At 77.4% G+C, this 13,742-nt stretch carries 9 protein-coding genes and 1 pseudogene; 4 read left to right on the top strand and 6 right to left on the bottom strand.

Annotated features, from left to right (window positions below; all coding sequences use genetic code 11):
- From AA75_RS03020 to AA75_RS02995, 6 genes are all read right to left on the bottom strand, one after another.
- On the bottom strand, nt 1-829 hold an 829-nt coding region (locus AA75_RS03020; RefSeq protein WP_233288899.1), incomplete at its 3' end, for a DUF5682 family protein.
- Nucleotides 830-858: 29 nt separating this feature from the next.
- Nucleotides 859-1,995: an AAA family ATPase gene (locus AA75_RS03015; RefSeq protein WP_033818125.1), complete on the bottom strand. Its 1,137-nt coding sequence runs from the start codon at nt 1,993-1,995 to the stop codon at nt 859-861.
- The gene (locus tag AA75_RS03010; RefSeq protein WP_051811705.1) at nt 1,992-7,043 is read right to left on the bottom strand and encodes a hypothetical protein; all 5,052 of its coding nucleotides are present in this window, start codon (nt 7,041-7,043) and stop codon (nt 1,992-1,994) included. Before AA75_RS03010 ends, AA75_RS03015 begins: the two co-directional genes overlap by 4 nt.
- Nucleotides 7,040-7,894, bottom strand: a complete 855-nt coding sequence (locus tag AA75_RS03005; RefSeq protein WP_033818124.1) for a DUF4132 domain-containing protein — start codon at nt 7,892-7,894, stop codon at nt 7,040-7,042. The genes AA75_RS03010 and AA75_RS03005 overlap by 4 nt, the downstream gene beginning before the upstream one ends.
- A 166-nt stretch (nt 7,895-8,060) precedes the next feature.
- Nucleotides 8,061-8,918, bottom strand: a complete 858-nt coding sequence (locus tag AA75_RS03000) for an EamA family transporter (protein ID WP_033818123.1) — start codon at nt 8,916-8,918, stop codon at nt 8,061-8,063.
- Between the two features lie 124 nt (nt 8,919-9,042).
- Nucleotides 9,043-9,252 carry an EF-hand domain-containing protein gene (locus AA75_RS02995; protein WP_033818122.1) on the bottom strand — a complete coding sequence of 70 codons (210 nt, stop codon included), beginning with the start codon at nt 9,250-9,252 and terminating at the stop codon, nt 9,043-9,045.
- A gap of 124 nt (nt 9,253-9,376) precedes the next feature.
- On the opposite strand from AA75_RS02995, the gene AA75_RS02990 reads away from it, so the two are divergent.
- From AA75_RS02990 to AA75_RS02975, 4 genes and pseudogenes are all read left to right on the top strand, one after another.
- Nucleotides 9,377-10,240 (top strand): Fpg/Nei family DNA glycosylase, encoded by an 864-nt coding sequence (locus AA75_RS02990; protein ID WP_033818129.1) that lies wholly within the window; start codon nt 9,377-9,379, stop codon nt 10,238-10,240.
- 64 nt (nt 10,241-10,304) lie between these two features.
- On the top strand, nt 10,305-11,240 hold the full coding sequence (locus tag AA75_RS02985) for a 1-phosphofructokinase family hexose kinase (RefSeq protein ID WP_051811703.1): 936 nt from the start codon (nt 10,305-10,307) through the stop codon (nt 11,238-11,240).
- Nucleotides 11,241-11,279: 39 nt separating this feature from the next.
- Complete coding sequence (locus AA75_RS02980; RefSeq protein ID WP_051811706.1) at nt 11,280-12,788, top strand: NAD(P)/FAD-dependent oxidoreductase; 1,509 nt, start codon at nt 11,280-11,282, stop codon at nt 12,786-12,788.
- Nucleotides 12,789-12,900: 112 nt separating this feature from the next.
- Nucleotides 12,901-13,742 (top strand): annotated as a pseudogene (locus AA75_RS02975) (sigma-70 family RNA polymerase sigma factor); the annotation flags it as partial.

The following is a 13,742-nucleotide window of genomic DNA, read 5'->3' as shown; positions in this document are numbered from 1 at the left end:
CCGACAGGGCGGGGTGGGAGGGCCCGGTCGGCGCGAGGTCCGGCCGCCCCGCCGTCGGGGTCCGCCCGGCCGCCGGCCCGCTTTGCGTCGGGTGACCATCGCCGGGCGACCCAGGGCCAGGCCCGGGCTCGGGCCCGTACTCAGGCTCGGGCTGCAGCAGTGCGGGGGCGTGGAAGGCGCCGACCACGGCGGCGACCCGGCGACCGTCGGCGCCCGCCTGCCGGATCCGCTCGCGCATCCACTCCTCCCGGCGCAGGTCCACCGGGTCGACACCGCCGGAACGCTCGGCGTCCGCCCGCAGCGCCCAGCCGACCAGCAGCGCGGCGCGGCGCACCGCCTCCGGTGTGCTGCCGGGGGCGGGCGCCTCGACCAGGCGGTCCCACAGGTCCTCGCCGGGGCGGCCGGTGAGCCGCGTACGCAGGGCCTCGGCCAGGCCGGGCGTCTCGGGGCCGGCGGCCCGGCGGTGCTCGGCCCGTTCGGCCAGCGGCAGGTCGCAGGCGACGGCGGGAACACCGTGGGTGCGGGCCCAGCGCAGTGCGGCCAGCTCGGGCGAGAAGTCGGCGAACGGGTAGAACGCCGGGCCGGTGCCGTCCGGTTCGGGCCCGGCGGCGGCCAGGGCGACCGGGGCGCAGGTCCGCTCGTCCGCCAGCAGGCCGAGCCAGGGCTGGAACTCGGCGGGCAGCTCGACCAGCAGCACCTCGGGCCGGGCCGCGTCGAGCAGGTCGGGCAGCACGGCGGCGATCGAGGGCGCGTGGTGGCGCACCCCGACCAGGTACGGTCCCGGGGCGCCCAGGCCGGCGGCGGCGAGGCGGTCGGCCTCGGCCGCCACCTGCGGGCGGACGTCGGTGGTCACCGCGGTCAGCCCTCCAGTACCGGGCGCAGGTCCCACAGGGTGCGCCAGGTCGCGGCGCCCTGCTCGGCGCGGCGGCGCACCGGACCGTCCCAGTAGCCGAGCAGCCGGGCCGCGTCGCCCGGGTCGTCCTTGCGGACCACGCCGATCAGCTGGCCGGGCAGCCCGCCGAGGGGGTCGCCGCCGGCGTCCAGGTACGCGGCCGAGACACCGAGCGAGGTCGCCACCGACACCGCCTCGGCGGTGCTCATCACGGTGGACGGCCGCTCCACGTCCCAGCCCTCGACCGAGCGTCCGGTGCGCAGGTCGCGGAAGGCGGTGACCAGGGCCTCCAGCACGGTGTCGTCGACGCCGTAGGCCGCGCCGGCCCGGGCCACGGCGGCGGTGGACTGGCGGCGGACCAGCTCGATCTCGGCGGCGAGGTCACCGATCGGTCCGACCGTCTCGAAGTTGAAGCGCCGCTTGAGGGCGGCGGACATCTCGGAGACGCCCTTGTCCCGCAGGTTGGCGGTGGCGATCAGGGTGAAGCCCGGCGCCGCGTGCAGCTGGGCGTCGGCGCTGCCGGCCAGCTCGGGCACCGCGATCCGCCGCTCGGACAGCAGCGAGACCAGCGCGTCCTGCACCTCGGGCAGGCAGCGGGTGACCTCCTCGACCCGGGCGACCGCGCCGGTGGTCATCGCGGTCAGCACCGGCGACGGCACCAGGGCCTCCCGGCTGGGGCCCTTGGCCAGCAGCAGGGCGTAGTTCCAGCCGTACTTGAGCTGGTCCTCGGTGGTGCCGGCGGTGCCCTGGACGGTGAGCGCGCTGCTGCCGCAGACGGCGGCGGCCAGCAGCTCGGAGAGCATCGACTTGGCGGTGCCGGGCTCGCCGACCAGCAGCAGGCCGCGCTCGCCGGCGAGGGTCACCACGCAGCGCTCGACCAGGGCCCGGTCGCCGACGAACTTCGGCTCGATCAGCAGGCCGCGCCGGCCCTGCTTGAGCTTCTCCCCGCCGCTGCCGAGCACGAAGGTGACCACGGCCCGCGGGGTGAGCCGCCAGCCGGGCGGGCGCGGGCCGTCGTCGTACCCGGCGAGGAACTCCAGCTCGGCGGCGTACCGCTGCTCGGGCGGGACGACCTGACGGTCCGGGAGGCTGGTGCTGGTCATCGGGGTCCCTTCGAACGGGTGGTGGTGGTGCGCAGCTGCTCGTAGCCGGGGTGGTCGCCGTCGGCGATCCGCTGCCAGGCCCGGGCGAACAGCTCGGGGGCGGGCAGCGGCGGGACGACCGGCCGGCCGGCCTGGATCGGGTAGAGGCCGGCCTTCCAGGTCTCCACGGGCAGGCCGGGGGCCTTGGACTCCTGCCAGCCGCCGGGCAGGAACAGGGTCCGCCCGGCCCTGGCCCGCTTGGCCTCCAGGACCAGGTCGGTGGCGGCCAGTTCGGCCCGGGCCCGCTTCAGCCGGGCGGGCTTCCAGCCGGTCCAGCGGGCGATGTTGCGGTCGGTCGGGTCGGGCAGGGCGAGGATCTGCAGGTAGAGCGCGGCGGCGTCGTCACCGAGGCCGTACGCCCCGGCCGCCTCCGCGACCAGTCCGGGGGCGCTGCGCTGCGGGTCCTGCGGGTGGCCCGGCGGTTCGTCGACGGCGCAGCCGTCGGTGACCAGCCGTTCCATCGCGTCGCCGAGCAGGGCGCGCAGCGCGGGCAGGACCTGGTCGGGGAAGTAGCCGGCGGACAGGCCCTCGAGCAGGTTCAGCTGCGGGTCGTCCGGGCCGGTCAGGGCGGCGGTCCGCAGGTACGGCAGCTCGCCGCGGGCGTCCGGGGCGAGCACCAGGGCCTCGCCGACCGCGACCAGGCCGTCGGCGCCGGCCCCGCCGTGCTCGGGCAGCCCGGCGGTCTCCCTCAGCTGCGCGGCGAGCGTCCGGTTCCACACCCGGGGGGCGGCGTCGGCGGCCAGCAGCAGGCCGGGGTCGGCCAGCCGCTGCCGCAGGGCGGCCAGGGCCTCGGGCAGCAGCGGGCGCAGCGGGTCGCCGTACGGCAGGTGGTGGGCGAGCCGGTGCAGCGCGTCGACGGCTTCGGCGAGCCGCCGGCCGTCGGGAAGTGCGCGCGGCTGCTCGGCGACCAGCACCGGGGCGCCGTCGACGGTACGGATCCGCTGGCCGGTGGTGCGGGCGATCCACGGGGTGGCGGACCAGTTGAGCACCGCCTCGACCGCCTTGACCGGCACGGTCGTCAGTGCGGCCTGCGCCTCCTCGGAGAGGGTGGTGAGCCGGCCGCGCCGGGCCAGCCACTGCTCGGCGGCCGGGCCGACCGCCGGTCCGGCGCTCCACAGTCCGGCGGGGTCGGCGGGCAGCAGCGCGGCGCGGATCGACTCCAGCAGCGGCCGGTGGAGCTCGCGCACCCAGGGACCGGCGAGCCGGGCCTGCGCGGGGGTGAGCCCGAGCAGGGCCAGGCGGCCGGCGGTCTCCTTCTCGTCCCAGGACCAGCCGAGCAGGCCGCCGGGGGCGCCGACGATCAGGGCGGCGCGGGAGCGGCCGACCCCGGTCGCGGCGTCGAACCGCTCGGCGAGGGTCTGGTCCCAGGCGACCGGCCCGCGCTCGCGCAGCAGTGCCGTGAAGGCCGCCACCCAGGCGCCGGACAGCTCGTCCACCACCCGCTGGTCCCCGGCCAGGCCGAGGTCGGCGACGGCGGTGAAGGCACCGGACGGGTCGTGGTCGAGGGCCCGCCAGTGCCGCTCGTCCGCGGACTGCTGGTGGTGCTGGCCGCCGACGATCAGTACGGTGCGCGCGCCCCTGCGGAGCACCTGGCCGGCCCGGAGCCGGGTGGTGTCGTTGCCCTTCGGCGGGAGCTTCTCGACCAGCCGCGCCACTCGCAGTTCGGGGCCGCGGTCGGCGAGCCAGCCGCCGGCCAGCTCGTCCAGCAGCAGGGCCAGGGTGGCCCGCTCGGCCTCCCCGGTGGCGGCGGAGGCCGCGCCGACCGCGAACTGCGCGGTGCGGCCGAGCAGGTGGATCCAGCCCTGGTACTCGGGGCCGCCGGGCAGGCTCAGCGCCCGGTCGTCCCTGGTCCAGCCGTCCCGCCAGGCGGACGACCCGGCCGGCGGGCCGGCGGTGAGCAGCGTGGTGACGGCGCGCAGGCCGTTCAGCACGCGCCAGCGCGGTTCGGTGCTCCCGCCGCGGTCGGAGCCCAGGTCGGAGTAGTTGCCGAGGACGGCTCCGACGGCCGCCCGCAGCTGCGCGTCGCTCCCGTGCTGCGGCTGGTGGGCGGGTACGGAGCCGGGGGCCCGGCCGCCCGCCTCGGCGGAGGGCGGGCGCGGGGCGAAACGGGCGGCGCGGACGGCGAGTTCGACGGCCGCCTTGGCCTGGCCGGCGACCCCGGCGGCCAGCAGCGGGTGGGCCAGTGCGGGCAGCACCGCGGCGACCGCCCCGACCGGGACCGCGGCGCGGGCCCGCTGCCCGGCCAGCCGCCGCCGCACGCCGCGGACCGTCAGGTGCTCGGCCTGGGCGGGCGGGGTGTCCTGGGGACCGTCGACCGGCCAGGCCGCGTCGAACAGTTCGGCCGCCTGACGGCCGGTCAGTGCACGCAGCAGTGCGGAGCCTTCCGCGTCGCGCGGCCGCAGCACGTGCCAGTGGTCGACCGGCAGCACCAGCGGGGTACCGGCGGCGGCCGTGCCCGGGTTCTGCAGGGGGGTGAGGTCGGCGAGCGCCTCGGTGCGGGCCCCGGTGCCGTCGCCGGGCAGCAGGACCAGGCCGCGCTCGCGGCGGGCGAGGGTCAGTGCCGCGCCGCCGGGCAGCTCGATCCGGCCGAGCGGACGGCGGTCGCCGTCGACGGGCAGCACGGCGGTGCGGCCGTCGGGTCCGTAGGCCGTCATCCGGCCGCCGTGGGTGCGGATCCAGCCGCCGAGCACAGTGCCGTCGGTGCCGAGCGGGCTGCCGGCCAGGCCGGGGACCAGCGGCAGCAGGCGGGAGTGCTCATGGTCGAGCGCGCCCTCGCCGCCGGCCAGCCGCGGCGGGGTGCCGGCCCGCCCGTGGTGGCCGGTGGCCGGGTCGTACTCGACGAGCGTGTACCCGCCGGCGGTGGACCGCACCCAGTGGCCGGTGCCGTCGCCCAGCACCTGCTGGCTGCCGGGGAGTTCGGTGTCGCCCGGGTGCAGGACGCGGCCGCCGGTGGCCCGGCCGCCGCCCGGCAGCGGGACCGAGGCGGGCGGGTCGTGGTGGAACGGCTGGTAGCCGACCGCCCAGGCGCCGGTCAGCCGGAACACCCGCTCGGGGCTGCCGGACCAGTAGGCGCGCTGCTCGCCGTCCTCGTACCAGATCACCAGCAGCTCGCCGTCGACGAACCGCAGCCGGGGCTGCCCCCAGTGGCTGGTGGCCTTCGGCACCCGCAGGTCGTGCTCCAGCAGGACGCCCTCGGGGCCGACCACGACGGCCTTGCGGCCGCGGTGCAGGATCAGCGCCGGCCAGGCCTCGTCGACCTGCAGCCCGTCGCGGCGGACCGTGCCGAGGGTGCTGCCCGGCGGCGGCGCGTCGAAGCCCAGGCGGCCCAGCGCCTCCTCCAGGGCGGGCCAGCCGAGCTCGTCCAGTATGCCGGCGCGCAGGGTCCGGGCCAGCAGGGCGGGGACGTCCAGGGCCGCGATCCGTTCGGCGGCCGCCGGGTTGACCTCGCGGACGCCGCCGCGCACGGTGCCGAGCAGGCGCAGCAGCTCGTCCGCGCCGGCCAGACCGGTGGCCGTGTGCAACTCGGCGGCCCGGTCGTCGGCCCACTCGGCGAACAGCTCGCGCAGCACCGGCAGACCGTTCGCGCCTGGACCGCTCCAGGCGCCGGGGACGGCCGCCTTGAGCAGCGGACGGTACCGCTCGTCGGAGGCGACCGCCGCCAGGTCCCGGCGGCCGGCCGCGCCGTGCGCCAGCCAGCCGGCCAGCGACAGGTCGAGCCGGGCGGGCGGGTCGGCGACCGGGACCTGCCCGGCGAGCAGCAGGTCGAGCAGGCTGAGCTGGGTGGCGTGCGGGTGCCCGGTGCCGTACACGGCGACGGGCTCGCCCTCCGCCCGCAGCCGGCCGGCCATCCTGGCGGCCAGCTCCAGCGTCGGCAGCGAGGCCTCGCGGGTCTGCCAGCCGCGGTTGAGGTGGGCGGTCCAGCGCTCCAGCCAGCGGGCGGCCGGTTCGTCGAGCCGTACCCGCGGGTCCGTCAGCAGTTCCTCGGCGCCGCTCTCGGCCAGCAGGTGCAGCCAGACCTCGTCGAACGCGTGGTCGGCGGCGGCGGGCAGGATCTCCAGCAGCCGCAGCCGGACGGTCTCCTCGCGCCGGGCCAGCCCGGTCAGCGCGGACCGGGAGGCCTTCCAGAACGCGCCCGGCGCGCGGCCGATCGCCGGCGCGGCGATCAGCTCGGCGAGCAGCGACTGCTCCTCCTGCGCCTGGTCCAGCCCGGCCGCCCTGATCAGCGTGCGGGCGTCCTCGGCCAGGCCCGCGTACGGTGCCATCCCGGCGGCCGACCGCTCGGCGCACAGCCGACGGAAGCGCTGCCACGCCGTCGGACCGCCGAGCCGGGCCGCCAGGTCCTTGACGTACTGGCGCAGCGCCTTGACGGTCAGCGCGCCGGCCAGCGCGAACTCCAGGAAGACCGCGCGCAGCCGCTCCTCGTCGATCTCCAGGCCGAAGGTGCGTTCCGCCTCGCGGGCGCGGCCGAACCACGTCCCGGCGTACGCCTGGTTGCCCTGGGCCAGGAAGATCCGGGCGACCTGCTCGCAGTACGTCGGCAGGAAGTGCGGCACGGCCCGCCCGAGGCGGTCGGCCAGCTCCTCGAAACCCTCCTTGGCGGCCTTCGGCTTGGCGGCCACCTGCCGGGACGGCCGCTCCATCTCCTTGACCACGGCCAGCGCGTGGTGACCGTTGGCCGGGTCGTTGACCAGGGCCCACGCGGGGAAGCCGAGCGCCTCCCGCCGGACCTGCCCCACCTCGACGGGCGGCGCGTCGGCGGTCAGGCCGAGGAACTCCAGTGCCGCGTCCTCGGCGCCGCCGAGCAGCCCCGGGACCAGCCGGACCACCAGGCGGTCGTCCAGCACCGGATGGCGGTAGCCACGGGCCGTCAGGACGTCCGCGGCGCTGTCGGGGCCGCCGGTGCCGGACACCGTGCCGAGGGGTAGTACGGCGCCCGCGTCGAGCAGCCGCCGACCGTCCTGGGCGGTGTCCTGATCCTGATCCTGATCCATCGTCCGCTCGGCGCTCATGCCGACTCCTCCCCCTCGACCGTGCGGCCGGCGTGCAGCGCGGCGGCCATCCGCATCCCCTCCGACCAGGCCACCGGCCCGACCTCCCGCAACGGCACCTGACGGCCGTCCGGACCGGCCCAGCTCAACGGGCCCGTCTCGCACTCGTCGTACTCGTAGTAGTCCCCCACCCAGACCCGGGCCTCCAGCAGCCGGCCGCCCTCCACCACCGACACCACGGCGGACCCGCCGCGGACCCGGTACCCCAGCCGCGCACAGCGGCCGACCAGCTCGCGCAACTCCCCGTACCGGGCGCCCGCGTACGTGTCGCACTCGACGGCCTTCGCGGCCGGGCCGGCCGGACGCGGCCACACCTCGCGGTGCAGCTGCTGCACCCGCTGGGCGACACCGAGCTCCACCGCGAACTCCCGCAGGTCCGCCAGGTCCTCCAGCAGCGCCGGATGCGGGATCAGCACCTCGGCGCCGGACAGCCGGACGGTGTCGCCGTCCAGGTCCACCACGCCGACGCCGCGGTCCCGGTCGGCGCCGCGCAGGAAGCCGGCCGTGCCGCCCTGCGCGTCGGTGACCACCAGATCGCGCAGCACCGACTGCCAGGCGGGGTCCGGCCAGACGGCCGCGAGCACGGCGGCGGGCACCGGCAGCGAACGGATCATCCACCGCTCGACCGTGCGCAGGCACTCCTCCTCGTGGCCCTCCAGCCACTCGGCGAGCCGCCGCAGACGGCTCAGCGCGGGATCGTCCTTGAGCTTCCCCGGCACCGATTTCAGCTGCCGCCCGGCCGCGTTGCGGCACACGACCTTCCGGTCGGAGTCAAGGGCGATCTCGTAGTCGCCCGCTGTAACCCACCCCACGGCGCTGCCTCCCAGCTGCGGTTTCCTCCGGCTGGCACAGAACGTAACGACCCGCACTGACAATCGACCGGGGAGGCCGGGACGTGCCCCCGGCTCCCCCGAAGGCGACCCGCCGCACCGCCGACGCAGAGGGGGCCGGGACTGCGCCTTACGCCCCCGGGCGGGGTCAGCCGTGGGTGAGTTCGAGGACCGCGATGCCGGCGAGGACGGTGGCGCTGGCGGCCAGGCGGATGCGGCCGAGGCCTTCGTGGAGGACGAGTGCGCCGATGATCGCGGCGATCACGATGCTGGTCTCGCGCAGGGCCGCGACGGTGGCGAGGTCGCTGCCGGGCTGGGCCTGGGCCCAGACGACCAGGCCGTAGGCGGTGAGGGACATCAGACCGCCCGCCAGGCCGCTGCGCCAGCCGGTGCGGAGCTGGCCGGCCAGGGCGCGTCCCCGCAGGGCGGTGGCGACGGCCAGCATCGCCGCGCCCTGGGTGAGGAACATCCACGCGATGTACCCGGACGGGGCGCCGGAGGCTCGGACGCCGGTGCCGTCGACGACGGTGTAGCCGGCGATCATCACACCGGTGCCGACCGCGGCGGCCAGTGCGGGGAGCTGGGCACGGCCGGGGAGGCCGCCCGCGAGGGCGAGTCCGGCCAGGCCGAGCGAGATGACGAGCACGCCGGCGAGTCTGGCCGCGGGCAGGCCCGGGCCGAGCACGGTGGCGGCGAGCAGCGCGACCACCAGCGGCGAGGTGCCGCGGGCGATCGGGTACATCTGGCCGAAGTCGCCGAGCCGGTAGGCCTGGAGCAGCAGCAGCTGGTAGCCGACCTGGAGGGCGGCGGAGGCGGCGATGTACGGCCAGGCGGCCGGGTCCGGCACGGGGGTGAGGCAGGCGAGCGCCGCGCCGCAGCCCAGGAAGGCGGTGTTCATCAGGGCGAACCCGGCCAGTTTGTCCCGGACCCCGTGGGCGAGCGCGTTCCACACGGCGTGCAGGACGGCGGAGGCGAGCACCACGAGCGGGACGGTCTGAGCGGGCACGCCGCTCCTTCCGGGTGAGGGGAAGGCAAGGGGTCGGGAAGCCGGGGGCGGAAGGCCGGGGGTCGGGAGGGCGGCGGTGCGGGCCCCGGTGCCGTGGCCGGTGCCGGGGCCGCGCCGCGCGTCGTCAGCGAGCCTGGATCGCCCAGAACTCGTCGAAGGACAGCAGGCCGTCCCGGCTGGTGTCGGCGTCGCTGATGAGCGCCTGGGCCTTGGGCACGGTGATGTAGGGGTCGCCCATCTCCGCCATGACCTTGGAGTACTCCTCCGGGGAGATGTGTCCGTCACCGTCGATGTCGAACCGGGCGAAGACCGCCTTGGCCGTGTCGATGTCCATCTGGCTGTCCTCCACTTGAGTGTCACTGTGACGGCGGTACCCTACCCGGCCGCCCCCGGGTGTCCGATACGTCCCCCCCGGGGCCGCGGTGGCCGCCGGTCCGGTGGCGGGCGAGACTGGCGGTGTGCCGGAGCTGCCCGAAGTCCAAGCCCTGGCCGAGCGCATGACCGCGGACTGCGCCGGCCGCACCCTCACCCGGATGGACGTCCTCTCGGTGCAGGTGCTGAAGACCTTCGACCCGCCCGCCCACGCGCTGCACGGACAGGCCGTCACCGGCGTGGGGCGGCACGGCAAGTTCCTCGACCTGGCGACGGCGGACGGTCTGCACCTGGTGCTGCACCTGGCCCGGGCGGGCTGGATCCGGCACCGCGGGTCGTTCCCGGACCGCCCGCCGTCCCGGCGCGGGCCGCTCGCGCTGCGGCTGGTGCTGGACGACGGTTCGGGCTTCGAGGTGACCGAGCAGGGCACCACCAAGCGGCTGGCCGCGTACGTGGTGACGGATCCGCTGGCCGTGCCGGGGGTGGCCCGGCTGGGGGTGGATCCGCTGGGCGGGGAGTTCACGGCCGAGATGCTGGCCGGGCTGACCTCGGGCGTCCGCAAGCGGCTGAAGACGCTGCTGACCGATCAGGCGGTGCTGGCCGGCATCGGCAACGCGTACTCGGACGAGATCCTGCACGCGGCCAGGCTGTCCCCGTACGCGCTGGCCGCCTCGCTGGACGGGGAGCAGCTGGGCCGGCTGTACGCGGGGATCCGGGAGGTGCTGAGCGGGGCGCTGGAGCGGGCGCGGACGGTGGCGGGGGCGGACGGGCTGAAGGCGGAGAAGAAGGCGGGCCTCGCCGTGCACGGGCGGGCCGGGGAGCGCTGCCCGCGCTGCGGGGACACCGTGCGGTCCGTCAACTTCGCCGACTCCTCGCTGCAGTACTGCCCGACCTGCCAGACCGGCGGGCGGATGCTGGCCGACCGGAGGCTGTCGCGACTTCTCAAGTAGGTGATTGAATGTGCGCGAAACCGCCATGCATCGCGCATGAAACGTCACTGGGGAGCCAGCAGTCGTGATCCTGATCGTCACGCCCAACCCTGCCCTCGACCTCACCTACACCGTCCCCGCGCTCCGGCCCCACACCAGCCACCGGGTGTCGGAGGTCGCCGCCCAGGCCGGCGGCAAGGGCGTGAACGTCGCCCGGGTGCTGACCGCGCTCGGCCGCGCCACGCTCACCGTGCTGCCGCTCGGCGGACCGACCGGCACGGCCGTCGGGGACGGGCTGACGGCGGCCGGGATCCCGTTCGCGGCGGTACCGGTCGCCGACGGCACCCGGCGGACCGTCGCCGTGGTCGACCCGGCGGACGCCACCCTGCTGAACGAACCCGGCCCCCGGATCACCGGCGCCGAGTGGACGGCGCTGCGCCGCGAGGTGGACACCCGGCTGTCGGCGGCCGGTGTCCTGGTGCTGTCCGGCAGCCTGCCGCCCGGGATGCCCGAGGACGCCTACGCCGACCTGGTCGCCCTCGCCCGGCGGCACGGCGTACCGACCGTCCTGGACGCCGACGGCCCCGCGCTGACCGCCGCCCTGGCCGCCGGGCCGACCGTGGTCAAGCCCAACGCCGCCGAGCTGCGGGCGGCCACCGGCCTGGCCGACGTCCCCGCCGCGGCGGCCGGGCTGCGGGCCCGCGGCGCCCGTACCGTGGTCGCCTCGCTCGGCCCGGGCGGGCTGTACGCGCTCTCCGAGGAGGGCGCCTGGCAGTGCGCCCCGCCCGTCGTCGTCACCGGCAACCCGACCGGCGCGGGCGACTCCGCGGTGGCCGCCATCGCCGCCGGACTGCTCGGCGGCGCCGGCTGGCCCGCGATGCTCCCCGACGCGGTCGCGCTGTCCGCCGCCACCGTCCTCGCGCCGTCCGCGGGACGGTTCGACCTCGCGGCCTACCGCCGTTTCCGCGCCACCGCGACGGCGCACGCCGCCCCCGTCCCGGCGACGGTCCGTCAGACCTGAGACAGTGGGCCCGACATCATGATCACGGAGGTGGCGGGCATGATCGGTGACCGGTCCAACGGCGAGGTCGACGCCGTCGTGGTGGGGTCCGGCCCGAACGGCCTGGCGGCGGCGCTGGTCCTGGCCGGCGCCGGACTTCGGGTCGAGGTGCACGAGGCCGCCGACACCGCCGGAGGCGGCGCCCGGACCGCCGAGACCACCCTGCCGGGCTTCCGGCACGACCTGTGCTCGGTGGCCCACCCGATGGCGCTCGCCTCACCGTTCTTCCGCGCCTTCGGACTGGCCCGCCGGGTCGAGCTGCTCCAGCCCGAGATCGCGTACGCCCAGCCCCTGGACGACGGCCCCGCCGGCCTGGCCTGGCGCGACCTGGACCGCACCGCGGCCGGCCTCGGCCGGGACGGCGCCGCCTGGCGGGCCCTGTTCGGACCGCTGGTCGAACGCTGGCAGGGGCTGGTCGACACGGTCCTGGCGGACGGGCGCCGACCGCCCGCCGACCCGCTCACCGCCCTGCGCCTGGCCCTGCGGACCGCCGAGCTCGGCACCCCCGCCTGGTCGGCGCGGCTGCGCGGCGGGACCGCCCGGGCGCTGCTCGCCGGGGTCGCCGCCCACGCCGTGCGCCCGCCGCGCGAACTCGCCCCCGCCGGGGCCGCCCTGCTGCTGGGCACCCTCGCGCACGCCGTCGGCTGGCCCGTCCCGCGCGGCGGCAGCCAGGCCGTGACGGACGCGATGACCGCCGAACTCACCCGGCGCGGCGGACGGATCGTCACCGGCCACCCGGTCGGCGCCCTCACCGACCTCCCGCTCGCCCGCGCCGTCCTGCTGGACACCTCCCCCGCCGGCCTGCTGCGGATCGCCGGACGCCGGCTGCCCGACCGCTACGCCCGCCGGCTGCGCGGCTACCGCTACGGCGCGGGCGTCTGCCGGGTCGACTTCGCGCTGGCCGGCCCGGTCCCCTGGCGCGACCCCGACTGCGCCCGGGCCGGCACCCTGCACCTGTCCGGCACCAGGGCCCAGACCCTCGCCGCCGAACGCGAGATCGCCGCCGGCCGGCACGCCGAGCACCCCTACGTGCTGACCGTCCAGCCCGGCGTGGTCGACGACAGCCGCGCCCCCGCCGGACACCACACCCTGTACAGCTACGCCCACGTGCCGCACGGGTCGACGGCCGACCTCGCCGGGACGGTGACCGCCCAGGTGGAGCGCTTCGCGCCCGGCTTCCGCGACCTGGTGCTCGCCCACCGCACCACCACCGCCGCCGACCTGGCCACCCACAACGCCAACTACGTCGGCGGCGACATCGGCGCGGGCGCCATGACGCTGCGCCAGACCCTGCTGCGCCCGGTACCCGCGCTGGACCCGTACGCGACACCGCTGCCCGGCCTGTACCTGTGCTCGGCCGCCGCCCCGCCGGGCCCCGGAGTGCACGGGATGTCCGGACTGCACGCGGCCGGGCGGGCACTGCGGCAGGTCTTCGGCATCACCACCGCGCCGCTGGAGCTGGCCGCGGGCCGGGACCCCGCCGGGCGGCCGAACGACATCCCCGGGTAAAGACTCGGCAAAGCAGCGGGACGTCCGGGGGCACACGGTGCTCCTGCACAGGCAACGGGCCTACGCCGGTCCCGCCGCCCCTGCCGAGCCCAGCCGCCCGAGGACAGCCGCCATGATCCGCCTGAACCGACCGTTGCTGCGCCCCGCCGACCGGCCGGGGCCCGCCGCCGTACCCGACCCCGACCTGCTCCGCGAGGCCGGCTACGGCCGGGACGCCGCCTACCAGCAGCTCGTCGAACGCCACCGGGCCGCCGTCCGCGGCTACCTCGGCACCTGCGTCGCGGACCCTCCGACGGCCGACCGGCTGACCGGACTCACCTTCACCCGGGCCGGGCAGACGGTCCGCCGGGGCGACCCCGGCGCCGGCCCGTGGCGGGTCCGGCTGCTCGCCACCGCCCGGACCGCCACCCTCCAGGAGTGGCGGCGGGAGCCGGACGCGGTCCCGCTCACCGAGGGGTTCCGCAGCTGGGCCGCGGCCGGCGGCGCCTGGCCGCTGGACGGGAGCGACCGGCTGACCGAGGCGTACCGGATCCTCCCCCTCCCCTGGCAGACCGTCCTGTGGCACGGCGTGGTGGAGCAGGAGGACCCGCGGGCCACCGCCCCGATCACCGGCCTCCACCCCGACCAGGTCGGTGACCTCACCGACCGGGCGCTCGCCGGACTCCGCAGCACCTTCACCGCCCTGCACCGCCGGGCGGTGGCCCACCGCCCGGCCTGCACGGCGGCCCTGACCGCGCTGCCCACGGGACCCGGCCGGCCCGCCCCCGACCCCGCCGGGGCCGCTCACCTGACGGACTGCCCGCTCTGCGGGGCCGCCGCACTGGACCTGGCCGACCTCCCCGGCCGGCTGCGCCGCCAGCTGCCCGAGCGGCTGCTCGGCTGGTGGGACGAGGCGGCCCGGCAGCGCGGGCGCGAGGAGGCCGCGGCGGCCGCGCCCGACGCGCAGGAGGGCCG

The organism is Kitasatospora sp. MBT63 (genome assembly GCF_000710465.2).
Classification (GTDB): domain Bacteria; phylum Actinomycetota; class Actinomycetes; order Streptomycetales; family Streptomycetaceae; genus Kitasatospora.
This window is presented reverse-complemented; position numbering and strand designations above follow the sequence as displayed.